The 25,835-nt window shown below is 61.8% G+C and carries 19 protein-coding genes and 1 tRNA gene; 11 read left to right on the top strand and 9 right to left on the bottom strand.

Annotation, left to right across the window (positions count from 1 at the left end; all coding sequences use genetic code 11):
* Window positions 1-74: 74 nt before the first annotated feature.
* Entirely contained in the window at window positions 75-941 is an 867-nt protein-coding gene (locus NKH12_RS08915; RefSeq protein ID WP_352952758.1) for a class I SAM-dependent methyltransferase, read from the top strand.
* Window positions 942-1,294: 353 nt separating this feature from the next.
* Window positions 1,295-3,874 carry a bifunctional diguanylate cyclase/phosphodiesterase gene (locus NKH12_RS08910; RefSeq protein WP_352952795.1) on the top strand — a complete coding sequence of 860 codons (2,580 nt, stop codon included), beginning with the start codon at window positions 1,295-1,297 and terminating at the stop codon, window positions 3,872-3,874.
* Window positions 3,875-3,992: 118 nt separating this feature from the next.
* Here NKH12_RS08910 and NKH12_RS08905 read toward each other — a convergent pair whose 3' ends face one another.
* Window positions 3,993-4,883 carry a hypothetical protein gene (locus NKH12_RS08905; RefSeq protein ID WP_352952757.1) on the bottom strand — a complete coding sequence of 297 codons (891 nt, stop codon included), beginning with the start codon at window positions 4,881-4,883 and terminating at the stop codon, window positions 3,993-3,995.
* Window positions 4,884-5,386: 503 nt separating this feature from the next.
* On the opposite strand from NKH12_RS08905, the gene NKH12_RS08900 reads away from it, so the two are divergent.
* Window positions 5,387-6,109 (top strand): helix-turn-helix transcriptional regulator, encoded by a 723-nt coding sequence (locus tag NKH12_RS08900; protein WP_352952756.1) that lies wholly within the window; start codon window positions 5,387-5,389, stop codon window positions 6,107-6,109.
* Between the two features lie 89 nt (window positions 6,110-6,198).
* On the top strand, window positions 6,199-6,825 hold the full coding sequence (locus NKH12_RS08895) for an acyl-homoserine-lactone synthase (RefSeq protein ID WP_352952755.1): 627 nt from the start codon (window positions 6,199-6,201) through the stop codon (window positions 6,823-6,825).
* Window positions 6,826-6,853: 28 nt separating this feature from the next.
* Here NKH12_RS08895 and NKH12_RS08890 read toward each other — a convergent pair whose 3' ends face one another.
* The 3 genes from NKH12_RS08890 to NKH12_RS08880 all read right to left on the bottom strand — a co-directional run bounded on the left by NKH12_RS08890 (window position 6,854) and on the right by NKH12_RS08880 (window position 9,104).
* Window positions 6,854-7,600 (bottom strand): hypothetical protein, encoded by a 747-nt coding sequence (locus NKH12_RS08890; RefSeq protein ID WP_352952754.1) that lies wholly within the window; start codon window positions 7,598-7,600, stop codon window positions 6,854-6,856.
* Window positions 7,601-7,761: 161 nt separating this feature from the next.
* A tRNA-Gln gene (locus NKH12_RS08885) sits at window positions 7,762-7,835 on the bottom strand.
* 336 nt (window positions 7,836-8,171) lie between these two features.
* On the bottom strand, window positions 8,172-9,104 hold the full coding sequence (locus NKH12_RS08880) for a lysylphosphatidylglycerol synthase domain-containing protein (protein ID WP_352952753.1): 933 nt from the start codon (window positions 9,102-9,104) through the stop codon (window positions 8,172-8,174).
* A gap of 284 nt (window positions 9,105-9,388) precedes the next feature.
* Between NKH12_RS08880 and NKH12_RS08875 the strand changes: the two genes are divergently transcribed.
* From NKH12_RS08875 to NKH12_RS08860, 4 genes are all read left to right on the top strand, one after another.
* Window positions 9,389-10,768, top strand: a complete 1,380-nt coding sequence (locus NKH12_RS08875; protein WP_352952752.1) for a Ppx/GppA phosphatase family protein — start codon at window positions 9,389-9,391, stop codon at window positions 10,766-10,768.
* On the top strand, window positions 10,765-11,472 hold the full coding sequence (locus NKH12_RS08870) for an RlmE family RNA methyltransferase (protein WP_352952751.1): 708 nt from the start codon (window positions 10,765-10,767) through the stop codon (window positions 11,470-11,472). The genes NKH12_RS08875 and NKH12_RS08870 overlap by 4 nt, the downstream gene beginning before the upstream one ends.
* A 633-nt stretch (window positions 11,473-12,105) precedes the next feature.
* Window positions 12,106-13,608: an IMP dehydrogenase gene (gene guaB, locus NKH12_RS08865; protein WP_352952750.1), complete on the top strand. Its 1,503-nt coding sequence runs from the start codon at window positions 12,106-12,108 to the stop codon at window positions 13,606-13,608.
* 25 nt (window positions 13,609-13,633) lie between these two features.
* The gene (locus NKH12_RS08860; protein WP_352952749.1) at window positions 13,634-14,179 is read left to right on the top strand and encodes a hypothetical protein; all 546 of its coding nucleotides are present in this window, start codon (window positions 13,634-13,636) and stop codon (window positions 14,177-14,179) included.
* 18 nt (window positions 14,180-14,197) lie between these two features.
* On the opposite strand, the gene rnd is transcribed toward NKH12_RS08860, so the two are convergent.
* From rnd to NKH12_RS08845, 3 genes are all read right to left on the bottom strand, one after another.
* The gene (rnd, locus tag NKH12_RS08855) at window positions 14,198-15,349 is read right to left on the bottom strand and encodes a ribonuclease D (protein ID WP_352952748.1); all 1,152 of its coding nucleotides are present in this window, start codon (window positions 15,347-15,349) and stop codon (window positions 14,198-14,200) included.
* A gap of 97 nt (window positions 15,350-15,446) precedes the next feature.
* Window positions 15,447-16,691 (bottom strand): MFS transporter, encoded by a 1,245-nt coding sequence (locus NKH12_RS08850; RefSeq protein ID WP_287055035.1) that lies wholly within the window; start codon window positions 16,689-16,691, stop codon window positions 15,447-15,449.
* 167 nt (window positions 16,692-16,858) lie between these two features.
* The gene (locus tag NKH12_RS08845; protein ID WP_352952747.1) at window positions 16,859-17,362 is read right to left on the bottom strand and encodes a DUF3280 domain-containing protein; all 504 of its coding nucleotides are present in this window, start codon (window positions 17,360-17,362) and stop codon (window positions 16,859-16,861) included.
* A gap of 259 nt (window positions 17,363-17,621) precedes the next feature.
* Between NKH12_RS08845 and aspS the strand changes: the two genes are divergently transcribed.
* On the top strand, window positions 17,622-19,412 hold the full coding sequence (aspS, locus tag NKH12_RS08840) for an aspartate--tRNA ligase (protein WP_352952794.1): 1,791 nt from the start codon (window positions 17,622-17,624) through the stop codon (window positions 19,410-19,412).
* A 270-nt stretch (window positions 19,413-19,682) separates the two neighbouring features.
* Here the strand turns inward: aspS and NKH12_RS08835 are convergent, their stop codons facing one another.
* Window positions 19,683-20,873 (bottom strand): aq_1923 C-terminal domain, encoded by a 1,191-nt coding sequence (locus NKH12_RS08835; protein ID WP_352952746.1) that lies wholly within the window; start codon window positions 20,871-20,873, stop codon window positions 19,683-19,685.
* Between the two features lie 264 nt (window positions 20,874-21,137).
* On the opposite strand from NKH12_RS08835, the gene parC reads away from it, so the two are divergent.
* Together parC and NKH12_RS08825 are read left to right on the top strand one after the other, a co-directional pair.
* Window positions 21,138-23,390, top strand: a complete 2,253-nt coding sequence (gene parC / locus NKH12_RS08830; protein ID WP_352952745.1) for a DNA topoisomerase IV subunit A — start codon at window positions 21,138-21,140, stop codon at window positions 23,388-23,390.
* Between the two features lie 259 nt (window positions 23,391-23,649).
* The gene (locus tag NKH12_RS08825) at window positions 23,650-24,858 is read left to right on the top strand and encodes an AI-2E family transporter (RefSeq protein ID WP_352952744.1); all 1,209 of its coding nucleotides are present in this window, start codon (window positions 23,650-23,652) and stop codon (window positions 24,856-24,858) included.
* Here the strand turns inward: NKH12_RS08825 and NKH12_RS08820 are convergent.
* The gene (locus NKH12_RS08820) at window positions 24,846-25,742 is read right to left on the bottom strand and encodes a DMT family transporter (RefSeq protein WP_352952743.1); all 897 of its coding nucleotides are present in this window, start codon (window positions 25,740-25,742) and stop codon (window positions 24,846-24,848) included. The two genes, NKH12_RS08825 and NKH12_RS08820, sit on opposite strands and share 13 nt — an antisense overlap.
* Between the last annotated feature and the right edge of the window lie 93 nt (window positions 25,743-25,835).

The following is a 25,835-nucleotide window of genomic DNA, read 5'->3' as shown; positions in this document are numbered from 1 at the left end:
GACGCGCGCCACTTTAGCTGCAAAGTATATTAACGTTCTGTTTACCAAATTTTAGTCTCGGCAGGGGGGGCAATTTGGAACCGTTTCTGGGTGCGAACCGCCTTAATTGGGATGATCGGGCCGAACTGCATTCGACCGACACAACAGGCAGCTACCACATAGAAAATGTGCTGGCAGGCGGATCCAATCTCTATGAGTTGGAAACGCGCGAGGTCGGTGACATTGTCGGCAAGGACATCGTCCATCTGCAATGCCATATAGGGCTTGACACAATCAGCTTGAAGAATCTGGGTGCGGGCAGCGTGACCGGCCTCGACTTCTCACCGATGGCGATCGCAGCGGCGCGGGATTTCGCTGCGAAGGCAGGCACTGATGTGCGCTTCGTGGAGGCGCCACTGTTCGAGGCAGTCGAGGCGCTCGGCCGAACCTTTGACATCGCTTACGTTACCTGGGGTTCGGTAAACTGGCTGGACGACGTGTTCCGCTGGGCGCGGGTGGTTGCCGATCTCCTGCGGCCCGGCGGCCGGCTCTATCTGGCCGAGGGCCATCCATTGATGTTCCAGTGTGACCGCAAGGCTGCGGCGCTGGAGTTCAAGCACGACTGGCGAACGCCAATAGCTCGGCCACTCGCATGGAACGAGGAACTCACCTATACCGGTGACGACCGCATCTTGAAACATCCGCGCTACTATGAGTGGATTCATCCGGTCAGTGACGTGGTGAACGCGCTGATTTCAGCTGGGCTGACACTGGATTTTCTCAATGAGCATGACACGGTTTCGTGGCAGCACTTTTCATTTGCCGTGAGGGCAGGCAAGGATATGTACGGCTTGCCAGAGAACTCTCCCAAGATTCCAATGGCCTATTCCATTGGCGCGACGAAGCGTAGCGTCGGGAAGATACCATACCTGGTTACCCCCAAGGCGATTGAGGGCCACTAATCCTGCTCTTATTCCAGTTTTGCATTGTCACCTCGTCGATCTGATGCCGGAAAGGTGAGCACGGTTATCCCCCGATCAGGGCAACCCATGCACCTTCAGCGACTGCAAGCAATTCTAAGGTGTCTAGCGAGCCGCAGGTCTGTTCCAACCACTCCGGCGGCACCAGGCGGTTCGAAAGTGCAAAAATTTTAGGACCCGTGAAGGTCAAAATTAAATATTGATAGCTAATATTCCTTGGTCGGGTTGCCCGAGAACCTGAATAGCAGCTGAGGAATCGCCTATTGGCTCTTTTCCGCGCTAGGTTCGGCGGTATTAAGAAGGCTGTTTTCTCGTCGGCAAATATCCCGGCGGCAATGGCGGTGATAGTTATTGCCGTTGGCGCAGCGTTCGCGGATCACCAGAACAAAGTCGTCTCGGATCAAGCCGCCCGTGCGGATGTCCTGGCCAAGGTCAATCTTATCCGCGCCAAGCTTGAAGGTAACATCAACGGAAACCTTCAACTGGTGCAGGGACTGGTCGCGACCGTCGTGACCGAGCCCTATATGGGACAGCAACGCTTCGCCTCGCTCGCGAGCAACCTGTTTGGCCGGGGCTCGCAATTGAAGAATATTGCCGGTGCGCCCGATCTGGTCATTTCCCTGATGTACCCGATGGAGGGCAATGAGAAGGCGATAGGCCTTGATTACCGCAAGGACGAGCGGCAGCGTGTGGCCGCGCTAAGGGCGCGAGACGAGCGCGAGCTAATTCTTGCCGGTCCCGTCGACTTGAGGCAGGGAGGGCAAGGCTTCGTCGGTCGGATCCCGGTTTTTGTACGCAGTGCAGGCAACACCGAAAGGTTCTGGGGCATCATTTCGGCCGTTGTCGACGTTCAGCGCCTTTATAAGGCGAGTGGTCTGCTTGACGATGATCTCGGGATTGACATAGCTCTGATCGGCAAGGACGCTCTCGGTCCGAGTGGAGATCAATTCTTCGGCAACGAGGGCATCGCCAAAAGCAATCCGGTGACAGCCGACGTTCTGCTCCCGTCCGGTTCGTGGCGGATCGCAGCCATTCCCAAAAACGGCTGGCCTTCGACGCCCGACAACGCGTGGTTCTTGCGCGCAATCATGGCGGTGGCCGGGGCGTTGGTTGTGATCCCATTCCTGGTTACGGGTCGGCTGATTGGCGAGAGACAGCGCAACTATGCGGAACTGAGTCGATTGTCGAGACGCCTGGAACTCGCTCTGGAAGCGTCGGCTATTGGCGTTTGGGAACACGATCTCGCGACCAACGAACTTACGTGGGACGACCGCGTAAACGAAATATACGGCAAACCGACTGGGGAGCACCGCGGCTACCTGGACTGGGCGGGAGCAATCCACCCGGATGATTTGGCTGGCGCCCACGCCGATTTCGACAGCGCGATGGCCGGCGGAGGGCCATATTTGTCGGAGTACCGGATCATTAGGCCGGATGGCGAGATTCGCCATGTCCGATCCAAGGCGATAATTTACCGGCACGCAAACGACACCCCAAAAATGATTGGCGCCGAATGGGATGTGACAGCCGATGTCCTGCTGAACAAGGACCTGGTTCGCGCAAAACAGCTTTCCGAGTCGAAAAATGCAGAACTCGAGTCGGCCAAGGCGCGCATAGAGCACATTGCGCTCCACGATTCGCTGACCGGTCTGCCCAACCGGCGTTACCTCGACCAAGTGCTGGAAGATTACGCTGCAAACGCCAGGCGCGCCGGCGGGTATGCGGCACTGCTTCACATAGATCTGGATCGGTTCAAGCACATCAACGATACGCTTGGCCACGCCGCTGGCGACGCAATGCTTGTTCACGCCTCGACTGTCCTCCGATCCAAGGTCGATGGTGAGGGATTCGTCGCTCGGATCGGAGGAGACGAATTCATCGTCCTGTGCGTGGTGCATGACGATATCAAGCAACTGGCGCTGCTCGCTGATCGCGTCATCAGCCAGATGCGAGAACCGGTCTACTATCAGGGCCATCGATGCCGTTTTGGTGTGAGCGTGGGAATTGCAGTCGATAACGGAAAAGATGTTGAAGCCAAACACCTGCTGGTTAACGCTGACATCGCGCTTTACCGAGCAAAGAGGCGTGGGCGCAATCGATACGAATTCTTCACCGAGGCGATGCAAAGCGAAATCGTCGACACAAAACGGATTGCCGACGAAATTCTCGGCGGTCTTGAGCGCAACGAGTTCATTCCCTTCTACCAGCCGCAATTTGACGCAAAAACGCTCGAAATCGTTGGGGTTGAGGCGCTGGCGCGATGGAGGCATCCGGAGAAGGGTATTTTGGCGCCCGATGTCTTCCTGAGGATTGCGGAAGAACTGAATGTCGTCTCGATCATCGATCGAATGATATTAGAGCAATCGCTTTTGGATTTGGAAGGGTGGTCTGCTGCCAATATTCACATTCCACGGGTATCAGTCAACGTTTCGGCACGCCGCCTTCAAGATGAGGAACTCATAAAGAGTCTGAGGGAACTAAATATCAAGAAGGGAACGGTTGCATTCGAGCTCGTTGAATCAATTTTCCTTGACGAGAATGATGATTTTGTTACCTGGAATGTTGAGCAGATAAAAGAGCTCGGCATTGACGTAGAAATAGACGATTTTGGTACGGGCTATGCCTCAATAGTCAGCTTGCTCAAGCTGCAGCCTCGCCGGCTGAAGATAGATCGCCAGCTGGTCATCCCAATTGTCAAATCTCCGCAACGAAGGCAGGTCGTCTCGTCGATCATTGAAATCGGCAAATCCCTGGGTATTGAGGTCGTAGCGGAGGGAGTCGAGACGATGGAGCACGCACAGACACTCAAGAGCTTGGGCTGCGACATACTGCAGGGTTATGCCTTCGGGCATGCGTTGGATTCCGACGGACTAAAGGCCTTTGTTCGATCTCGGCGTCTGCGCACGGCCAGCTAACTGTTGACATCCGCCTCAGGGCCTCCGGCAGGGAAGCGGCCGTCCTGCACGCACACGACGAGGCTTGTACGGCAGCGGGTATGACTGGCTTGGTGCGTGAATCTGTCTTTCGACCGGTTCAGTCTCGGCGATGGATTCGCATCTCGATGATGCTGCTCTCGACTAGCGACTGCACTCCCGCGCTTCCGATGCCTGACGAGCAATCGGCGAATGCCCAGATGCCTACGTGGAAGGTGTATTCGCCCGGGTCGATTCGTCCTCCCATGCCACTGGGGAATACGCTCGTGAAGCCAGTCCGACCCCTCGCATTCTCTGAGAGGCTGCTCCCGCGCCTGCGCCACCACGGAAAGGTGCCCGCCATCAAGACCTGGCCACCCCTCATAAAAGTCGTCTCCAGGCCACCCTCCGAGGTTGCGCTCGCACCAATGCCGCGTGCGCCAATGGCGAAGGAATGGCGCGATGAGCGCGGCGCGAACAACTCGACGGCGATCGGACGATCGGTCCGCACGATGCAGCCGACGCCGATGTGTGCGTGGACAAAACGGCTGGCGCCGCCCGCGACGCCGCCGCCGGCCCGCGCATCCACGCCGAGGCGTCCCCGTTGGTCGCCGCTCTGGTTGAACGGAGGGGCCCCTCCGTTGTGATGCCATCTCCAGGCGAAGTCGTAGGGAGGAAGCCGCTGCTCGACGCTGCTGTCAGTCGGCGACGCAGGGATCACGTGATCGCGTCCTCCGCCAGGCGGGCCCTGCAGGCGCAGGCTGTCCTTAGCCTTGAATGGCCGCATGCCGACCCCTTCGAGCGCCTCTGCAACTCCGGGGTCCGCTCGGATCAGCTTCGCAAGGCGCGCCGTGATCGCGTCATGCAGCTTGTCCTCCTCGGCCGCTCGCTCGCGCGCGGCGTCGGCCTCCGCACGCGTGCGCTCCGCCGCCGACGCGATCGACTGCTCGACTATCTCGCGCTGACCCGGCGCCAGGCTCGCACTGAAGTAGATTTCGATGCCGTCAGGCATGCCGACATCCCCCGTTCGAACGCTTGAGCTTAAGACCACGATTTTGGTGCCGGCGATGCGATCGTCAAGCATAAAATTAGCAATCTCTAATGAATGTCTGTGAGAGCGCCTCTCGCTTGTCCGCTGCAGATCGGGCCCAATCGGATTGCGCCCGCGCTCTCCGCCAGAGGCGCGGGCATTTTTTCGTTCGTTCGGCCGATGCGCCTGCCTATGGCGAAGATAGCATCGAGAGCCCGTTTGCTGTTCCCTGCGGCGGCTTTCAAGAAATTGCTGCTGCGCGCAGCGCTGCACCTGGAGATGAGTCAGCGATAGGCGCCGAGGTTGAAGAGATCCATTCTCTTCTAAGTCATGCCAGCCGGCGAGCCTGTGCCGATTGTGATCGATTTGCGCTGGCACGAGCGTGGGGGAACGCAACCGTTGCGATTGGCAAGGCAGCGGTGGTATATTTGAAGGTTCTAATTTGAGGTATGCTAATATTTCGGCGGGGAGACGGGGCCTCTGGCATGATCGACTCAGACGTGTTCGACTTTGTCGAACGCTGCAGGAAGCACACAGCTACCGGGCCGCTGCTGAGCGACCTGCTCGAAACCGTGAGGAATCTCGGCTTCGAGCACCTCATCCTTAGCGGTGTGCCGCTCGGTGGGCAGAAGCTTGCACCGATGGTTGAACTGAATGGCTGGCCGGCTGGCTGGTTCGAACGCTATGTCGAAGCCGAGCATGCCGCGGTTGATGGTGTTTGCATCTACTCGGCAAAGACCTTGAAGCCGTTCCTTTGGTCCGAAGTCCCGGCAAAGTGGTCAGACACGGAAGGCTCGCGACGCGTCGCCGGCGAGGCGACGGAGTTTGGCATCTGCAGCGGCTTCGCCGTGCCGATGCTCAGCGTTCACCACTGGCAATCCGTGCTGTCGTTTGCCTCGTCCGCGAAGTGCTGCACGCTCTCGCCGCGCCATCAAGTGCAGCTGGTTACCATGGCGGTCTATGCCGGCATGTCGATCCAGGCCTTGTCCAATGACGTTGATGGCGAGGAGGGCCTGCTGACCGACCGGGAAAAAGAGGTGCTCTTGTGGGCTGCGGCCGGTAAGACATCGTCGGAGACATCCCAAATCCTCGGCCTGACCGAGCGCACGGTCAAATGGCACTCCACCCGAGCCAGGGAGGCTTTTGGCGTCGCCACGACCACGCAGGCGGTCGTCGAAGCAATGCGCCGGCGCCTGATCCACCCCTGAACGCGTCAACTGTCCCATCGGACAGGTGACGTATATTAGCGAGGCTGCAAATATCCCCGTGAGAACGATCGGGGGATCGCGCCATAATAATGGCCCACGTAGTCAATGCGCATAACAAGCATCTCTATGAAAACGAGTTCGACGAGTTTCTGCGCCGGCGGCACGATTTCTTCGTGCACCAGAAACATTGGCGCCCTCCGAGCCCGGATGGTCGCGAGTTGGACCAATTCGATACCGACGCGGCGACTTACCTGCTCGGTATCGAAGACGGTCGCGTCGTGACCTCGGCTCGATTGATCCCAACGAGCGAGCCGCACATGGTCTCGGAGGTCTTTTCTCACATGTGCGAAAAATCGGGCGTCCCAAGACGTCCCGATTGGGCCGAATGGACGCGCACATTCGTCGTTCCCGACAAACGTTCGACCGGGTTGCGCGGCACGCTGACGCAGCTGTGCTGCGCGGTGATGGAATACGCACTCGACGAAGGCCTCAGCGCAGTGGGCGGTGTCCAGGAAACCTACTTCATGCCCCACCACGGCGGGGCGGCCGAACCTGCCCGTACAAGCACCTCCGCGAGCACCGGCGTCGGAACGATCAGCCTTTCCTTTTTCTTCGCGAGATCCGCTATGAGTTTGTTGACACGCTCCGCACATCGTTCGACCGGCTTGCCAGTTGCGGGGTCCATCGGGGCGGAGGTTTTCTCGTTGAGAATATAGAGCAGCAGCGACGTATCGATCGCAGTGGTCAATGCGGTTTGCCCCTTTCTTCTCCGCCCCGCTCATCGAGCAGAGTGTCGATCGGCGCAGCAACTGCGTTCCATTCATTGCCCTTCACGGCGCGCAGTCGGGAAACGACCTCCGGAAGGCTCACATCCTCCAGCAGTTCGAAGTCGCGGATGCGGAATTGCCGCAACTCCCATAGCCCATTTGGAAAGCGCACCCAGCGACCTTCACCAAGTAAACGCACAGTCGGTCCTAACAAATGATGGCCGAGACGACGGCCGACCTCCGGTGTCGTAACGCAGCTTGTGTAAATCCGTTCGCCATCTCGCAGATGCACGTGGATAGTATCGTCCTGGCCCCCGACGCGGATCACCTCGCCGTCGAGAGCGCCTGCTTGCGTGAAGGGACCGAAGAACTGCCGCTCCTGGCGGTTGCGGCCAGGAAAAGCGATAATTTTCGCGCCGTCGAGAACGAGTTCACCGACGGCGTTATCTGCCGCCAGCATATCGTCCAGGCGCTTCATCGCGCGGGTTGCATCATCGGGACCGTCGCCGCGCTTGACCGCGTTGACACGCGTCGCGACGCGCGTTGCGGACTGGTCTTCGATCACGGCCACCAGTCCCACGGATTGGTCGACTATCCCGTCGAAATGCACGTCCTTGATCTCGCCAAGGAGCTTCGCATATTCGACCACGTACTCGCCCAGCCGGACCATTGGGATGGTCTCGGGTGTGAAAGATTCAATGATACGAAAGGTGTAGCGGGTCATCTGCTGCTCCAAGCGGAAGCCATATCATAGTCTGTGAATATTGACAGAGGGTAGACGGGAACGCGGCCGGCTGATGCGTGATGAGGTGCCTAAGCAAGCCCGTTGCGATTGCGCAGTGGAGGCCGGCAGTGGTCCATCGTTGCTGCAAGGCTTTCCAAGTGTGGCTGGGGAACCTGGATTCGAACCAGGACTAACGGAGTCAGAGTCCGTGGGTCTACCGTTAACCTATTCCCCAGCAGGCGCGGTTGAAGAAATCCGCGCGGGCAGGGCGGCGATGGCGCCGCGCGTGCCTTGTAGCCGCCGCCGGAAAATAGTCAAGCCTGCCCAGCCCTTCAATCAGCGCTATTGCTTCAGGTTTTGACTTGCCCTCACTCTTGTGGGCGTTTGCGCTGCCCCTCACCCTTACCCTCTCCCAGGACGGGGAGAGGGGGTCGCCAGCGTTGCGGCTAGGTCCCTTCTCCCCGTTTTTCACGGGGAGAAGATGCCGGCAGGCAGATGAGGGGCGGCGCCGACATCGACGATTCGTCGCCTCCAAAACGGCGCATTGTCCGTCTGAAGCGATTACCCCTTCTCACCCGCCACCCCGGCCGAGTTGCCCGTGCTCAAAATACAGCACGACGCCGAGCGCTATCACCAGCGGGACGATCAGGTAGAACAGCCGGAACACCAGCAGCGCCGCCAGCACGCCGACCGGGTCCATGTGTGACAGGCCCGCGAGGAAGACGACCTCGAACACGCCGAGCCCGCCCGGCGCATGCGAGATCTGAGCGATCGAGAACGACACCAGGAAGACGCCGAGCACGACGAAATAGCCGGGGTTGCCGGCCGCCGGCAGGGCGAAGAAGATGATCGCCGCCGCGGCCAAAAGCTCGATCGGGCCGATCAGCAATTGCCGCGCGACGATCGGCAGCGCCGGATAATGGATCTGGAAGCTGCCGATCTTCAGCGGTCTGAGATGCAGCCAGCTGCCGAAGACATAGGCCGCCACCAGCAGCAGCATGGCGACGCCCGCGGCCATGGTCAGGCCATGATGCGGTGCGCCGGAGAACCGGTCGATGATTTCAGGCTCGAAGACCAGCACGAGGCCGGAGACGAGGATCGTCGACAGCACGAAGGTGATCCAGCAGATCGCCACCAGCACGCCGACATCCTTTCCGGTGAGGCCCCTGGTTCCGTAGGCGCGGTAGCGGATCACCGCGCCTGAAAATACCGAGCCGCCGATGTTGTGCGACAGCGCATAGGTGGTGAATGAGCAGAAGGTGACGAACAGCCACGACACTTTCTTGCCGATATGCAGGAGCGCGATGTGGTCGTAGCCGGCCAGCGATGCATAGGCGATGACCGAGCTCAGCGCGGCGAGCATCCAGCCGCGGGCAGGGATGGCGACGATGCCGTCCCAGACATCGTCGAGCGAAATGCCGCGCAGTTCGTGCAGTAGCAGCCACAGCGAGAATACGACCGCCGCAATGCCGACGACCGGCCAGAGATAGCGCCTCCAGTTCATGCCGTGACGATCATGCGTTGCAGCCCCGTTTTCCGGTTCGCGTCAGGGAAACTGGCCGCGATTCCGAATGTTCCATTCCGCCATTTCAGAAATGCCTTATCGAAGCCGGCTATTCAACCGGCAAGGCGCGGCTCTTCCTGCTGCCGCTTCATGCCGCCGGCAAAATTCGGCCCCTGCGCTCTTGGTGATCCGGCCCGGCGCTGCTAGTCTGGCGGCAACTTAGAACACATGACAGCGCCTGCTGCGTCCGGTCTCCGGTTCGCGCGGCGCCGGAAGGAACTGAAGTGGAAGACCACGACACCGGCGCCGGCGCGCCGGAAGTGGGCGTGTCCAGGGCTTCGCCGCCGCCTTCGGGCCAGGCAAGCCCACCCGCCGGCCGGCAGAATGGCCGCCCGGTGCAGCCTTGGTCCGATCACGGACAGGCAGGCGACGCGTCCCAGCATCAGAATGGCCAGGATCAGAAGGCCAAGACCAGGAAGCGGCGCAAACGCCGGCGCGGCCGCAAGGTTTTTGCGCGCGATGACGCTCACCTCGCAGCGGCCGGACTGTCGGCGCCCGCCGGCAGCGCTCCAGCCAGCCGCCCGCCCGAGGCGATCGTCGCGCCTTTGGCCTCAGCTGCACCAAGCAGGCCGGAGCAGGATGTTCGCCGGTCGCCGGCACAGGAACTGCCGGTGTTTGCGGCACTCGATCTCGGCACCAACAATTGCCGGCTGCTGGTGGCGGTGCCGACGCGCCACGGCCAGTTCCGCGTCATCGACGCTTTCTCGCGCATCGTCAGGCTGGGCGAGGGCCTCACCGCCAACGGCCGGCTCGGGCAGCCGGCGATGGACCGTGCTGTCGAGGCGCTAAAGATCTGCGGCGACAAATTGCGCAGCCGCAAGATCAGGAAGGCCCGGCTGATCGCCACCGAAGCCTGCCGCACGGCCGCGAACGGCGCCGAGTTCCTCGACCGCGTCGAACGTGAGGCGGGCTTGAAGCTCGAAATCATCGACCGCCAGACCGAGGCGCGGCTGGCGGTTTCGGGCTGCGGCTCGCTGGTCGACCGCGACACGCAAGGCGTCGTCCTATTCGACATCGGCGGCGGCTCCTCGGAAATCGCACTGATCGATCTCACCGGCCACCGCTCGCCGAGGCTCGCCAACCACATCGTCTCCTGGACGTCGCTGCCGGTCGGCGTGGTCTCGCTGGCCGAGCGCTTCGGCGGCCGCTCGGTCACCCGCGAGATCTTTGCCGCCATGGTCGAGGATGTGGCTGTGCGCTTGCACGCCTTTGACGGGCGCGACCGGCTGAGCCATGTGCTCGCCAGTCCGAAATTCCATCTGCTCGGCACCTCGGGCACGGTGACGACGCTGGCCGGCGTCCACCTTGACCTGGAACGCTACGACCGCCGCCGGGTCGACGGGCTGTGGATGGACCGCGACAGCGTCGACCGCATGGTCGAAAAACTGGTCGGCTGGGACTTTCAGCAGCGCGTCGCCAACCCCTGCATCGGCGCCGATCGCGCCGATCTGGTGCTGGCCGGCTGCGCCATCCTGGAAGCAATCCGCGCGGTGTGGCCGTCGGAGCGGCTGCGCGTCGCCGACCGCGGCCTGCGCGAGGGCATATTGAGCGAATTGATGGCCGACGACGGCGTCTGGCGTAACAACGGGCGTGGCAGGCAATGAAGAAACCAGAAAAACCAGGCTCTGCCGGCATTCGCGTGCTGAAGACGCGGATCAAGAAGAAAAGCGGCCTGAAGGAATCGTCACGCCGCTGGCTGCAGCGTCACATCAACGATCCCTATGTCCAACGCTCCAAGGCCGACGGCTACCGCTCGCGCGCGGCCTACAAGCTGATCGAGATCGACGACAAGCACCATCTGCTCAAGCCCGGCATGAAGGTCATCGACCTTGGCGCGGCACCCGGCGGCTGGTGCCAGGTCGCCGCCGCGCGCACGAAATCGACGGCTGAACACCCGCATGTCGTCGGCATCGACTATCTCGAAATGGATGCGGTGCCCGGGGCGCCGGTTCTGTTGATGGATTTTCTCGACCCGCAGGCGCCGGAAAAGCTCGCCGAAACGCTGGGCGGCCAACCGGATATCGTCTTGTCCGATATGGCGGCGCCGACCACCGGCCACCGCCGGACCGATCACATCCGCACCATGTATCTGTGCGAGGTGGCTGCTGATTTCGCCCTGTCGGTGCTGAAGCCGGGCGGCCATTTTCTCGCCAAGACTTTTCAGGGCGGCGCCGAGAACGAATTGCTCGCCAGGCTCAAGCAGAATTTCCGCTCGGTCCATCACGTCAAGCCGCCGGCCTCGCGCGACGAGTCGGTGGAGCTTTATTTGTTGGCGAAGGATTTTAAAGGCGGAAGCGGCGCAGGGTAACCGCCCTGTAGCGTTCCTTAGCGCCCCCTCTGTCCTGCCGGACATCTCCCCCTCAAGGGGGGAGATCGGACGTCATCGCGGCCTTCGCAAACCTTCAACGGTGCAGGAGTGCGTGGAGCGGCGAAGCTGCCAATCTCCCTCCTTGAGGGGGAGATGGCCGGCAGGCCAGAGGGGGGTGCTGTCCCGCCAGCGCCGGAAGGCGCCACTCCTCAACTCCCAGGCGCGTTCGGATTTGAATGTTGCATCGCCGATTGCTTGCCGGTCCCTTGGGGGCAAAGGGGCAAGCCGACACGCAGGGCGGTTACCATGGGTTGCGTCGGATGTCGCCTTAATTTGCCGTCACATTTGTGCGACCCTGGCAGCCGTGCCAGTGCGGGAGCCCTGCGAAGAATGGCGCCGAAACAAAAAAACCCGCCTCGGCGGCGGGTCGCTGGCGCAAATCAGCACCATGAATAAATTCCTAGCATACTTGCCGTCACAAAGCAAGACTACGCGACCACATAAGTGCACAACCAATCGGCTTTTCAACGGCGACGGGACGTGTTACGAGCCAGCGCCAATCCTGAAAGGGAAGAAGACGAGTCGGCGCTGTCCATCCGGTCCAGCGCTTTTCATGCATTCCGAGGGCTGGCCATGGCAAAAATTATCGAAACGTCCACGGGCGCATTGGCGCTGACCTTTGACGACGTGCTGCTGCAGCCGGGTCATTCCGAGGTTATGCCGGGCGAGACCGATATCCGCACCCGCATCGCCGGCGACATCGACCTCAACGTGCCGATCCTCTCCGCCGCGATGGATACCGTCACCGAGGCGCGTCTCGCCATCGCCATGGCCCAGGCTGGCGGCATCGGCGTCATCCACCGCAATTTCTCGCCGGCCGAACAGGCCGAGCAGGTGCGGCAAGTGAAGAAATTCGAGTCCGGCATGGTCGTGAACCCCGTCACCATCGGTCCCGATGCGACGCTCGCCGACGCGCTGGGTCTGATGCGCACCTACAGCATCTCGGGCATTCCGGTGGTCGAGAATGGCGGCGCTGGCGGGCATACGGTCGGACGGCTGGTCGGCATCCTGACCAATCGCGACGTGCGCTTCGCCTCCGATCGGGGGCAAAAGGTCTACGAGCTGATGACCCGTGAGAACCTGATCACGGTCAAGGAGAACGTCGATCAGGACGAAGCCAAGCGGCTTCTGCACCAGCACCGCATCGAAAAGCTGGTCGTGGTCGATAGCGACGGCAATTGCGTCGGGCTGATCACCGTCAAGGACATTGAGAAGTCGCAGCTCAATCCGCACGCCACAAAGGACGTGCAGGGGCGCTTGCGCGCGGCGGCCGCCACCAGTGTGGGCGATGACGGGTTCGAGCGCGCCGAGCGGCTCATCGATGCCGGCGTCGACCTTCTGGTGATCGACACCGCGCATGGTCACTCGCAACGCGTGCTGGATGCGGTGACGCGGGCCAAGAAGCTGTCCAATTCGGTCCGCATCCTGGCCGGCAACGTCGCCACGTCAGAAGGCACGCTGGCGCTAATCGATGCCGGCGCCGATGCCGTCAAGGTCGGCATCGGGCCCGGCTCCATCTGCACCACCCGCATCGTCGCCGGCGTCGGCATGCCGCAGCTTTCGGCGATCATGTCGGCAGTCGAGACAGCGCAGAAATCGGGCGTCTCGGTCATTGCCGATGGCGGCATCAAATATTCCGGCGATCTCGCCAAGGCGCTCGCCGCCGGCGCCAGTGCCGCCATGATCGGCTCGCTGCTGGCCGGCACCGACGAGAGCCCGGGCGAAGTCTACCTGCACCAGGGCCGCTCCTTCAAAGCCTATCGCGGCATGGGTTCGGTCGGCGCCATGGCGCGCGGCTCCGCCGACCGCTATTTCCAGGCCGAGGTGCGCGACACGCTGAAGCTGGTGCCGGAAGGCATCGAAGGGCAGGTGCCCTACAAAGGACCTGTGTCCGGCGTGCTGCACCAACTTGCCGGCGGCTTGAAAGCAGCTATGGGGTACGTCGGCGGTCGCGATCTTGCCGATTTCCGCGATCGCGCCACTTTTGTACGCATATCCAACGCCGGACTTCGTGAAAGCCATGCCCATGACGTCACGATCACCCGCGAAAGCCCGAATTACCCCGGCGGATCCTAACCAACTCGCGCGAAGCCTGACGGCAATGATGCTACGGCTGTCGCGCCACGCTGCCGCGCTCTGTTTTGTCGCGATGGCGGTTTTCGTCGCCGTGACGGCGATGGAATTCCTCTATTTCCGCCAGCTGAGTGGTGGCCTGCCGTCGCTCGATTTGCGCTGGACCGGTTTCACCCCGGATGAGGGCATGGCCTGGCTGACGGCGCTCGGCCGGCGCGGCAGCGAGATCATTCTGGTCTGGCACTATCTGACCTTTGACCTGCTGTTCCCGGCGCTGCTGTCGCTGACATTGGTCAGCCTGATCCTGGCCACGGGGCGGCGGCTGAGGAACTTCCGGGCTCTGTCCGCGCAGCTCCAGTCGCTGTTCGCGCTCGTCCTGGTGCTGCCCTATACGCTTGCCGATTATGCGCAGAACATCGCGGTGGCCCGCCTGCTCTCGGATTTCCTGTCGGCCAATCCGGATTCGCTGTCCTTCGCCTCGGCGCTGATCGTCACCAAATTCGCGCTTCTGGCGATACCGGTGATCGTCATCGCGGTTTTCCACCTGGCCGGTCAGAAACAGCGCCAAGCTTAGGACCAAGCAGGCTCAAGACTACAAATCGAACAGCGCGATCTTGCGCTTGTCGAACTTGATCGCGATCTCGCCGCGCACCAGTTTGAGCGCGGCCTCGCCGAACACGGCGCGTCGCCAGCCTTGCAAGGCCGGCACGTCGGCGGCCTCGCCCTCGGCGGCGATGCGGTCGATGTCGTCGCTGGAGGCCAGCACCTTCGAAGCGACGCCCTCCTTTTCGGCGACGATCCGCAACAGGACTTTCAACAATTCCGCGGCGGCATTGGAGCCTTCGGGCGGCTGAAAACTCTTCGGCAGCTTCGGCATCTCTTCCCTGGGCAAGGCAAGCGCGCTGTTGATCGCGCCAAGCAGCGCCGTTGCCGTCACTGAGCGTTCCCAGCCTTTCGGCGTGGTGCGCAGCTTGCCGAGTGCTGCCGCATCGCGCGGCGCCTGCTGCGCCACCTCGTAGATGGCGTCGTCCTTGAGCACCCGGCCGCGCGGCACGTCGCGTTCGCGCGCCTCGCGCTCGCGCCATGCCGCCACCGCTTGCACGATCGCCAGTTCCTGCGGCTTGCGCAGCCGCATCTTCAGCCGCTTCCAGGCATCCTCCGGATGCGGATCGTAGGTCTCACGCGCAGTCAGCACCTCCATCTCTTCGTTCAGCCAATGAGCGCGGTTTTCCCGCACCAGTTCGGCGCTGAGGTGCTGGTAGACCTCGATCAGATGGGTGACGTCGGCGAGCGCGTAGTCGAGCTGCTTTTCGGAAAGCGGCCGGTGGCGCCAGTCGGTGAAACGTGAGGACTTGTCGAGCCGAGCGCCGGTGATCTTCTGGACGAGCTGATCATAGGAGACGCTGTCGCCGAAGCCGCAAACCATCGCCGCCACCTGGGTGTCGAACACCGGATGCGGGACCAGGTCGCCGAGATGAACGATGATTTCGATGTCCTGGCGCGCAGCATGGAATACTTTGACGATGGCCTCGTTGGCCATCAGCCTGAAGAACGGCTTCAGGTCGATGTCGGGTGACAGCGGATCGATCAGCGCCGTCACCCCGGGCGCCGCCATCTGGATCAGGCAGAGGATCGGCCAAAAGGTCGTCTCGCGAATGAATTCGGTGTCGACGGTGACGAAATCCGACTTTTCGAACGCGGCAACAGCTGTTTCGAGCTCTTCTTGGGTGGTGATGACGTGCATCAAATCGCTTTTGGCAAAAGGGTAAGGTCTCCTTCAATTTCAGCCGCGCGGGCTTTCGTCAAGCGGCAGCCCCGGGTTCAAGACGTAGGGGCCGTCATCATTGCTTCGCAGGCCCGTCGGAATCATCGTTGCGCTTGGCCAGTCGGGCGAACACCGTCGATGTGCGCAAAAGGCCGATGAAGCGGCTGCGATGGCCGGCCGGAACGCCCGATCGCACCTGCATCCGGTACAGGATGACGACGACAAAGATGGCGTAGACGGTGGCGGTGAACACGAACAGCGCGCTTGGCCCGAAGTACTGCATCGCCGTCGAGGCGGCGAACGGCCCGCCAATTGCGCCGAAGGAATAGAACAGCATCAGCGCCGCGTTGATCAGCACAAACTCGCCCTTGTCGGCGCGGTCGTTGGAATGCGCCGCCGATAGCGAGTAGAGCGGCATGGCGAAGCAGCCGAAGATGAAGACGATCACGAAGTTGAGGGACGGGTCGCTGCGCGCCCAGAACACCAGCGCCAGCGATGCGAGCAGCGCGCAGCACGTTGTTATCAGCAGCACGGAACGCCGGTCCCAGCGGTCGGACAGATAGCCGAGCGGATACTGGATGATGGCGCCGCCGAAGATGCCGACGCTGACGAAGGTGACGACGTCGGTGACCGACATGCCGATCTGTTCGGCATAGACCGGCGACAACGTGCGGAAGGCGCTGTTGGTGACGCCGACGGCAATGCAGCCGAAGCAGCCGAGCGGCGAAATCCGCCAGACGCGGGCCAGGTCGAGCTTGACGTCTTCCGGCGGGGTCGGGTTGGAGCGGTCGCCGAGCGACACCGGCACCAGCGAGAGCGTGATCATGATCGACATGACGGCGAAGATGGCGAAGCCGCCGGCGCCGACGATCGGGATCAGGAACTGTGCGCCTGTGACCGAACCGATGTCGACCATCCGGTAGATGGCCAGCACCCGCGCGCGGTCCTTGTTGGCGGCCCCGGAATTGAGCCAGGCTTCCATGATTGTGAACAGGCCGGCGAAGCAGAACCCGCCGGCGAGGCGCAACGCGCACCACATGACCGGGTCGACGACCAGCACCAAAAGCAATGTTCCGGCCGAAGCGATCGCCGCCAGTGCGGAAAAGGCGCGCACATGGCCGACGGCCTTCATGATGTGGGTGACGGCGAGGCAGCCGAGCAGGAAGCCGGCGAAATAGAAGGTGCCCATCAGGCCGATGGTCGAGGCCGAAAATCCCTCCTGCGCACCGCGCAGCGCGATCAGGGTGCTCTGCAGGCCGTTGCCGCCGAGCAGGATGCCGGCGGCAATAAGGAGAGGAATCAGCGGACGCATGGAGGACATGAAGGAAGGCCTGTCGTTGATCTTTCTTGAACCATCGCCCGCGCCAATGCCAGCGGCAATTCCCGGCGGTTAGCAGGCCAGCGCCGACAATCAATTTCTCGGTTTGATTTTTAGCTGAGGGGGGCGATCTTTCGCGCTCCCGATCGCGCACGCGGGTGACTTGCGTCCTACCGCAGAATTCTGTTTGTCATCAGCCATTTCACGGAGCGGGGCCACGCGTAGTTCGGACCCATGCGAAGATCGGTAAAGCCCTGCGAAACAGGTTTCCCGGTTTCTGCGTCGAGGATGCGAATGAACATGGTATGTTCTGTTCGGTTGACGCGCGTCACGACGCCCAGCAGCGCAAGAGATGCGCCGTGCTCTTTGGCGATTTTGCTTTCACAGCCACCGCAATTGCGCAATCCGTGCGGTGCAACCGCCTGCTCATCTGTCGCTGGCGCATCAACCACTGTAAAACGTCCGGACTGGGAGAGCATGTCCTTCGCAACTTGTGCCGACTCGGACAGATAGCGCCTGTCGTGTTCATCCGGCGGAATTATTCCTGCCCCGGCGCTCTTGTCCTCCAATTCGAATGGAAACACCTCGATTGATATCGGCTTTGGCTGGGCGTGTGCAAATGCGCAGGTGCCGACAAGCAGCATCACCAGGACAGTCAATGTGCGAATGCGCATGGTAGTCCTCCCGTTAGTGTGACGGCCATTGTACACGGCTTGACCACCCTGATCACGATCGAGCAGAGGAAATTCTACGCTTTGACTGTGGTGTGGAGTTTCACGCAGCCAGGGTTTACAAGCCGAAGTTCAAACCGAGAGATGCTGACCGTGCGCCGCCTGCCTTGACAAAGGCGGCCTCTCATGTGCTTTTCGCCCAAATTTTCGGGCCGGGCCATCATGCCTTGGCCGCAATCAACATCCGGACCTATCAATGACAATGCATCGTTACCGCAGCCATACCTGTGCCCAGTTGAGGAAGAGCGACGTCGGCTCTTCCGTTCGCCTGTCGGGCTGGGTGCATCGCGTTCGCGACCATGGCGGCCTGCTCTTCATCGATCTGCGCGACCATTATGGCCTGACCCAGATCGTCGCCGACCCGGATTCGCCGGCCTTCAAGGTTGCCGAGACCGTGCGCGGCGAATGGGTCATCCGCGTCGATGGTGAGGTAAAGGCGCGTCTGGCCGAGACGGCGAACGCCAATTTACCGACCGGCGAGATCGAGGTTTTCGCGCGTGAGATCGAAGTGCTGTCGGCGGCCAAGGAATTGCCGCTGCCGGTGTTCGGCGAGCCCGATTATCCCGAGGATATCCGTCTCAAATACCGCTTCCTCGATCTGCGCCGCGACACGCTGCACAAGAACATCGTGGCGCGCACGAAGATCATCGCCGAGATGCGCAAGCGCATGGGCGAGGTCGGCTTCACCGAATTCTCGACGCCGATCCTGACCGCTTCGTCGCCCGAAGGTGCGCGTGACTTCCTGGTGCCGTCGCGAATCCATCCCGGCACTTTCTACGCGCTGCCGCAGGCACCGCAGATATACAAGCAATTGATCATGGTGTCGGGTTTCGACCGTTACTTCCAGATCGCGCCTTGCTTCCGCGACGAGGACCCGCGCGCTGACCGCCTGCCGGGCGAATTCTATCAACTCGACGTGGAGATGAGCTTCGTCGAGCAGGACGATATCCTGGCGACCATGGAGCCGGTGATGCGCGGCGTGTTCGAGACCTTTGCCGCCGGAAAGCCGGTGACGCAGAACTTTCCGCGCATCGCCTATGATGTCGCCATGCGCAAATACGGCAGCGACAAACCGGACCTGCGCAACCCGATCGAGATGCAGGCCGTCTCCGATCATTTTCGCGATTCCGGCTTCAAGGTGTTCGCCAACATCCTTGCCAACGACCCGAAGGCCGAGGTCTGGGCCATTCCGGCCAGGACCGGCGGTTCACGCGCTTTTTGCGACCGCATGAATTCCTGGGCGCAAGGCGAGGGCCAGCCGGGCCTCGGCTACATCTTCTGGCGCAAGGAGGGCGAAAAGCTTGAAGGCGCCGGTCCGCTGGCTAAGAACATCGGCGAGGAGCGCACCGAGGCGATCCGCCTCCAACTCGGTCTTGCCGATGGCGACGCCGCTTTCTTCGTCGCCGGTGACCCGAAGAAGTTCGTCTCGTTCGCGGGAGCGGCGCGCACCCGCGCCGGCGAGGAGCTGAACCTTGTCGATCGCGACCGCTTCGAACTGTGCTGGATCGTCGACTTTCCCTTCTTCGAATGGAACGAGGACGAGAAAAAGATCGATTTCGCTCACAATCCGTTTTCCATGCCGCAGGGCGGCATCGATGCGCTCAACGGCGAGGATCTACTTGGGATCAAGGCGTACCAGTACGACATGGTCTGCAACGGTTTCGAGATTGCGTCGGGCGGCATCCGCAACCATCTGCCGGAAACCATGGTCAAGGCGTTCGAGACTGTCGGGTTGAATCGCGAGACGGTCGAGGAGCGTTTCGGTGGCCTCTACCGCGCTTTCCAGTATGGCGCACCGCCGCATGGCGGCATGGCGGCCGGCATCGACCGTGTCGTCATGCTGCTGGTCGGCGCCAAGAACCTGCGTGAAGTGACGATGTTCCCGATGAACCAGCAGGCCTACGACCTGTTGATGAGCGCGCCGTCGGAAGCAAGCCCGCAGCAGCTTCGCGAATTGTCGCTGCGCGTCGCGGTAACCAAGAAAGAGGGTTAAAAAACCTCCCGCAACCGATTCTAAACGCTGTTGGTTTGCGCTGCCCCTCATTGCCCTGCCGGGCATTTCTCCCCGTATAGTGACGGGGAGAAAGACACTGTTACGAATGATTTCGCCAGCTGCCAGCGTTGCAACAATGGGCGCCAAGGTCGCGGCCATTTCCCTTCTCCCCGTCACTAAACGGGGAGAAGGTGCCGGCAGGCGGATGAGGGGCGGCGCTGACACTTCCAATGCAAGCGCATTTTGCGAAACCGGCCAGAGACGTGCCGCTCAGTCCTCGTTCGCCTTGACTGTCACGCCAAGCGTCTTCGTCAGGTCCACCGGGTTGGACATGGCGCCCGCCATGATCAGCGCGAACGGCACCGCCGCCGGCGGCTCGGCCAAGATTTCAAGGCTCTGCGGATCGTCGAGAAATTTGCCGACCGCCGCCGACACCTGCGCCGTCAATTCGGGGTTGTTGAGCTGCGCCATCCCGAAAGGCACGATTGCCTTGGCCTGGTTGGCGATGTCCTTGCCGGACATGCCTTGCTGCTTGCCGACATAATCCAGCACCTTGTTGGTCAGCGAATCGTCGTCGAAGCGGATCGAAGCGCTGTTGAACGAAAGCTGCTGCAGCACGCCGAGCATGGCCATGCCTTGCGCCGAATTGTCTGCGCCTTCGGGCTGAGCCGCCATCTTCTTCTGCATCTCCTGCAGCGACTTGACGACGTCCAACGTGTAGCCGCCGAGACCGAAGGTCATGCCGAGCGTTCCGGCATTGTCGACGGAGATGTCGTATTTCGACAGCTCCATCTTGCCGTCCGCAGGCTGCCAGGTGCCCTCCATTTCAAGGTTCCCGGTAATGTTCTGGTAACCGAGCGCGTTGATCACGTCCTTGGACTTCGGGTCCTCGACCAGCGTCAGGTCGGCATTGAACTTTTCCGTGGTCCCGGAAAATTCCATCGCCTTGCCGTCGGCCGGTGGGGTGATTTCGATGGCGAGTCCGTCCATCGAGAATGCGGTCTTGTCGGCAACCTTGACCGTCATGTTGTCGAGTTCGGCCGATTTATACATCATCATTGAGCCCAGCGGGCCTGTGGCGCCGTCGGCCGGAACCGTCATGTCGTGAATGATGAAAGGGCTGAGGTCGACCGTGACGCCGTCCTCGCTGTGCTGGAACGCCGCAGTCGAGACGGTTTCGATTTCATAGCCGCCATCGGCTTCGGTCACGCCCTCGAGTGTGACGTCGCCGATCTTGAACGCTTCCTTTTCGGCCGCCGGTTTGAACGCCACGCCTTGCAGCACCATGCTGGAGGCATCGCCCGTCACCCCGGTCCAGGAGATGTCGACGCCCTGGGCGGCGAGAGCCGCCTTCAGCCGGTCGGCGACCGCCGCATCCTGCGCGAAGGCCGCGTTCAGCGGCAGCGTCAGCAAAAACGTCGAAAAAGCAAGTTTGTTGAGTGTCGAGCGTCTGATCGTCATCGCGAGTCCCCTGAGAGTGTCCTTAAGATTGTTTTTCAATTCGTTGCGCCGTCACCCTTCCGTGATGAACTGGACGGGAAAAAGGCATTCTCCCGCACAATGGTCGAAAACCACGGCGAAAGGCAAATCCGATCCATTACCATAGAGCCGGGATGTAACCGATTGATGTTGGTCGGCGCAGCAGTGCGTTCAGTTCGTGTTGCGGAAGGGCGGCGCGTTCAAGCGCCTCTTGCCGCGAATCACCCGCTCGGCTAGTCCCAGCCCATGGGAAAAAGGCTTTTGCCGCCTGGCGATGGCGGTGGCGACAACATCGAGCCGGTCGATCTGAAGAAAGCGCTGGAAGAGCGCTATCTCGCCTATGCGCTGTCGACCATCATGCACCGGGCGCTGCCGGATGTGCGCGACGGGCTGAAGCCGGTCCATCGCCGTATCATGCATGCCATGCGGCTGCTCAGGCTCAACCCCGACCAGGGGTTCGCCAAATGCGCCCGCATCGTCGGCGAGGTGATGGGCAAGTTCCATCCGCATGGCGACCAGTCGATCTACGACGCGCTGGTGCGGCTGGCGCAGGATTTTTCGATGCGCTATCCCCTGGTCGACGGGCAGGGCAATTTCGGCAATATCGATGGCGATAACGCCGCCGCCATGCGCTACACCGAAGCGCGCATGACCGACGTGGCGACCGAGCTGCTGTCCGGTATCACCGAGGATGCGGTCGATTACCGGCCGACCTACAATGAGGAGGACGAGGAGCCGGTCGTGCTGCCCGGCGCCTTCCCGAACCTGCTCGCCAACGGCTCGTCCGGCATTGCCGTCGGCATGGCGACCTCCATCCCCCCGCACAATGCCGCCGAGCTCTGCGACGCCGCGCTGCATCTGATCGAGCATCCGGATGCGCCGGTGACGACGTTGATGGACTTCGTCCAAGGTCCGGATTTCCCGACCGGCGGCATCATCGTCGATAGCCGGGCCTCGATCCTCGAAGCCTATGAAACCGGTCGCGGTGGTTTCCGCGTCCGGGCGAAATGGAGCCAGGAGGACCAGGGCAGGGGCACCTGGAGCATCGTCGTCACCGAAATCCCCTACGGCGTCCAGAAAGCGCGGCTGATCGAAAAGATCGCCGAGCTTCTGATGGCGCGCAAATTGCCGCTGCTCGAAGACATCCGGGACGAGAGCGCCGAAGACGTCCGCGTTGTGCTGGTGCCGAAGAACCGTTCGGTCGATCCCGGCATCCTTATGGAATCGCTGTTCAAGCTGACCGAGCTCGAAAGCCGCTTTCCGCTCAACATGAACGTGCTGTCGCGCGGCAAGATACCCAACGTGCTGTCGCTGAAAGGCGTGCTCAAGGAATGGCTGGAGCACCGCCGCGAGGTGCTGATCCGCCGCTCCAGGCATCGCCTAGGCGAGATCGAAAGGCGGCTGGAGATCCTCGCCGGCTATCTGATCGCCTATCTCAACATCGACGAGGTGATCAGGATCATCCGCGAGGAGGACGAGCCCAAGCAAGTGATGATGGCGCGCTGGTCGCTCACCGACAACCAGGCCGAAGCCATCCTCAACATGCGGCTCAGGGCCCTGCGCAAGCTCGAGGAATTCGAGATCCGCAAGGAATTCGACGGCCTCACTATCGAGAAAAAGCAGATCGAGGCGCTGCTTGCGTCCGACGCCAGGCAGTGGTCGACGATCAAGTGGGAAGTCTCCAGCATCCGCGAGAAATTCGGACCGGAGACCGAGCTTGGCAAGCGCCGGACCCAGTTCGCCGACGCGCCCGAACATGACCTGACCGACATCGCCCATGCGATGATCGAGCGCGAGCCGGTCACCGTGGTCGTTTCGGAAAAGGGCTGGCTCAGGGCAATGAAAGGTCATCTGACCGACCATTCGTTGCTGACCTTCAAGGAGGGCGACAGCCTCAAGCTCGCCTTCCACGCCCAGACCACCGACAAGGTGCTGGTCTTCACCACCGGCGGCAAGTTCTACACGATCGGCGCCGACCGGCTGCCGGGCGGGCGCGGCCATGGCGAACCGATCCGCATCATTGTCGACATGGACAACGACCAGGACATCGTCACCGCCTTTGTCCATGATCCCAAACGCAAGCTGCTGCTGGTGTCTCACGACGGCAATGGCTTTATAGTGCCGGAAGAGGAAGTCGTCGCCAACACCCGCAAGGGCAAGCAGGTCATGAACGTCAAGGCGCCTGACGAGGCCCAGCGCTGCGTGCCGGTCGCCGGCGACCATCTCGCCATCGTCGGCGAGAACCGCAAGATGCTGGTCTTCCGGCTCGCCGAGATTCCTGAGATGGGTCGCGGCAAGGGCGTTCGCCTGCAGAAATACAAGGATGGCGGCGTCCTCGACCTCAAGATCTTCACGCTCGCAGGCGGTCTCTCCTGGCAGGATTCGGCCGACCGCACCTTCATCAAATCACGCGAAGAGCTGATAGAGTGGATCGGTGCTCGCGCCTCGGCCGGACGCATGGTGCCGAAGGGATTCCCGAGGACGGGGAAGTTTGGGTAGCTGCTAATCTCCCCCCTTGAGGGGGAGATGTCGCCGAAGGCGACAGAGGGGGTCGGAACGTCCTGACGCGACGCGACCTCCTATTGCGACAGAGGAGGCTGGAGCTTCATGCTCGGCGACCCCCTCTGGCCTGCCGGCCATCTCCCCCTTAAGGGGGAGATTAGCAGCATTTGGAATGTCGTCACGATTGCTGCACTATCATGGTACATAAGCACCGCTACATAAGGCGGCGACGTACGCCTTTGGGAGAAATGGGCATTTGAAAGAAGCCAGGATTAAGAAACCGGAAGGGCAGCAGCGCTTGTTCGGCCTGTCGACGCCGGTCAGATCCGCCGTCATTCCGCCGCTGTCGGCGGCGCGCTGGCTCCTGGTGCTGATCGTTGCCGCCGGGGTCTATTTCTTTCATGGTTTCCTGGTCCCGGTGCTGGCTGCTCTCGTCATCGCCTTTGCCAGCTGGCCGCTCTATCGGCGGCTGCTTGCTGCTGTCGGCGGCAACCGCACCATCGCCGCGACATTGGCGATCCTGTTCATTCTCGCCTTCCTGGTGGTGCCGATCGCGCTCGCCGGCGCCTACGCCAGCAACGAAGTCCGCGAATGGGTCGGCTGGGCGATCGAGACCAACCGCGAAGGCGCGGTGACGCCGCACTGGATCGCCACGCTGCCCGTGGTGGGCGACTGGCTGAACGAGCAGTGGACGCGCAATCTCGGCCATCCCGGCGGCATCGGCGAACTGATCCAGCTGATCAGCGGCGCCAACATCGGCAGCATCTATCGCGGCGTGCTGGCCGCCGGCGGCAGCGCCTTCGGCCTTCTGCTGGCGCTGCTGTTCATGATGATCGCGCTGTTCTTCGCCTATCGCGACGGCGAGCATTTCGCCGGTCAGGTCGATCGTCTCGGCGAACGCATCCTGCCGACCAGGTGGGAGCGGATTTCACGCGTCGTGCCGGCGACGATTTCCTCGACGGTAACCGGCATGACCATTATCGCCATCGGCGAGGGGGTGGTGCTGGGCGTGGCCTATTGGCTGGCCGGCGTGCCGTCGCCGGTGACGCTCGGCGCCCTGACCGGCATCATGGCGCTGATCCCCGGCGGCGCACCGCTGTCCTTCACGCTTGTTTCGATCTATCTCGCCGCCAGCGGCTCGCCGATGGCCGGGTTGGCGCTGTTCATCTGGGGGAGCGTCGAACTGTTCATCGTCGACAAGACATTGCGCCCGAAACTGGTCGGCGGCCCGATAAAGCTGCCGTTCCTGCCGACCTTTTTCGGCCTGATCGGCGGCGTCAAGACGATGGGCTTTCTCGGCCTGTTCATCGGCCCGGTGCTGATGGCATTGCTGGTCGCGATCTGGCGCGAATGGCTACGCGAGGTGGAATTGGCCGACGAGCTTGCCCCCGCAGCACCGGTCGAACTCGACGGGGCGCCGCCGCAAATCGAAATCGTTGCCGAGAAGAAGTCTCAGGCCGGGTGACGGACGGCAAGGATGGCGCGGCGCTTGCGCCCCTCATGCAGCTGCCATAGCGAATGGGCGACCAGCGTGACGATCAGGATCGCGCCGCCGATCAGGCTGTTGCGCGACGGCGTCTCGGCAAAGATCATCCACATCCAGACCGGCGCCAGCACGGTTTCGAGCAGATAGAACATCGCCACTTCCGGTCCCGAAATATATTTCGGCCCGTTGGCGAGGCAGAAGAACGAGATCGGCATGATGACGGCGCCGTTGAAGATGATCCACCACGGCGCGTTCACCTGAAACCCTTCGCCTGAGACCATGAACACCGCGACGGCCAAGGGCAGGATCACGCCGATCAGCGAAGTGAACCCCATGTCCTTGCCGCTGGCGCGTGAGATGGTGATGGCCAGCGCGATGAAGAAAGCCGAGCACAGCGCCATGAGATCACCGAACAGGTGCCCGGTGCCGATCGAATCGCCGACGATGATCGCGACGCCGAGGATCATGATCAGCATCGCGACCACGGTGACCAGTCGCGGCCGCTCTTTCAGGAACAGCCAGGACAGCAGCGCCGCGAACACGGCGTTGAAGGCCAGGATGAAGACCAGATTGGCGGTCGTGGTGTGATAGATGCTGGCGACGAAGGTGACCGAGGTCAGGCCGTAGCATATGGCGACAACGAGCCCTGACCAGCCGGGGAGGAGCTGCGGCGCGTTCCTGCTCAGCGAGCGCCAGACGGCCCAGATGATCAGCGCCGCGACCAAGGTGGTGCCGGTGCGCAGCAGGAGGATCGTCCATGCGCCGCCGTCGGCCAGGCGGATCAGTGGAATGTCGACGGTCAGCGTCAGGCCGCCAATGGCAGTGATGAGAAGGCCCTTCTGGTGATCGTTGTGGGACGACATGTGGCAATTCTCGCAATGAAATGTGGAGGCAGGCGCAAAATTGGCCCAGCGTCTGTCCTTCCAGCCAAGCGGCCGAAAACCAGCAGCATCCTC

It is taken from the genome of Mesorhizobium sp. M1322 (assembly GCF_040318085.1).
Taxonomy (GTDB): Bacteria; Pseudomonadota; Alphaproteobacteria; order Rhizobiales; family Rhizobiaceae; genus Mesorhizobium.
The sequence above is the reverse complement of the archived record's forward strand: the minus strand, read 5'-3'. Positions and strand labels throughout refer to the sequence as shown.

Coding starts and splice junctions, on each gene's coding strand:
- NKH12_RS08900 (WP_352952756.1), top strand. CDS start 5,387: ATGATCGACTCAGACGTGTTCGACTTTGTCGAACGCTGCAGGAAGCAC.
- guaB (WP_352952750.1), top strand. CDS start 12,106: ATGGCAAAAATTATCGAAACGTCCACGGGCGCATTGGCGCTGACCTTT.
- NKH12_RS08850 (WP_287055035.1), bottom strand. CDS start 16,691: ATGTCCTCCATGCGTCCGCTGATTCCTCTCCTTATTGCCGCCGGCATC.
- NKH12_RS08910 (WP_352952795.1), top strand. CDS start 1,295: ATGGCGGTGATAGTTATTGCCGTTGGCGCAGCGTTCGCGGATCACCAG.
- NKH12_RS08860 (WP_352952749.1), top strand. CDS start 13,634: ATGATGCTACGGCTGTCGCGCCACGCTGCCGCGCTCTGTTTTGTCGCG.
- NKH12_RS08895 (WP_352952755.1), top strand. CDS start 6,199: ATGGCCCACGTAGTCAATGCGCATAACAAGCATCTCTATGAAAACGAG.
- rnd (WP_352952748.1), bottom strand. CDS start 15,349: ATGCACGTCATCACCACCCAAGAAGAGCTCGAAACAGCTGTTGCCGCG.
- NKH12_RS08880 (WP_352952753.1), bottom strand. CDS start 9,104: ATGAACTGGAGGCGCTATCTCTGGCCGGTCGTCGGCATTGCGGCGGTC.
- NKH12_RS08890 (WP_352952754.1), bottom strand. CDS start 7,600: ATGACCCGCTACACCTTTCGTATCATTGAATCTTTCACACCCGAGACC.
- NKH12_RS08820 (WP_352952743.1), bottom strand. CDS start 25,742: ATGTCGTCCCACAACGATCACCAGAAGGGCCTTCTCATCACTGCCATT.
- parC (WP_352952745.1), top strand. CDS start 21,138: ATGGGAAAAAGGCTTTTGCCGCCTGGCGATGGCGGTGGCGACAACATC.
- NKH12_RS08845 (WP_352952747.1), bottom strand. CDS start 17,362: ATGCGCATTCGCACATTGACTGTCCTGGTGATGCTGCTTGTCGGCACC.
- NKH12_RS08905 (WP_352952757.1), bottom strand. CDS start 4,883: ATGCCTGACGGCATCGAAATCTACTTCAGTGCGAGCCTGGCGCCGGGT.
- aspS (WP_352952794.1), top strand. CDS start 17,622: ATGCATCGTTACCGCAGCCATACCTGTGCCCAGTTGAGGAAGAGCGAC.
- NKH12_RS08835 (WP_352952746.1), bottom strand. CDS start 20,873: ATGACGATCAGACGCTCGACACTCAACAAACTTGCTTTTTCGACGTTT.
- NKH12_RS08870 (WP_352952751.1), top strand. CDS start 10,765: ATGAAGAAACCAGAAAAACCAGGCTCTGCCGGCATTCGCGTGCTGAAG.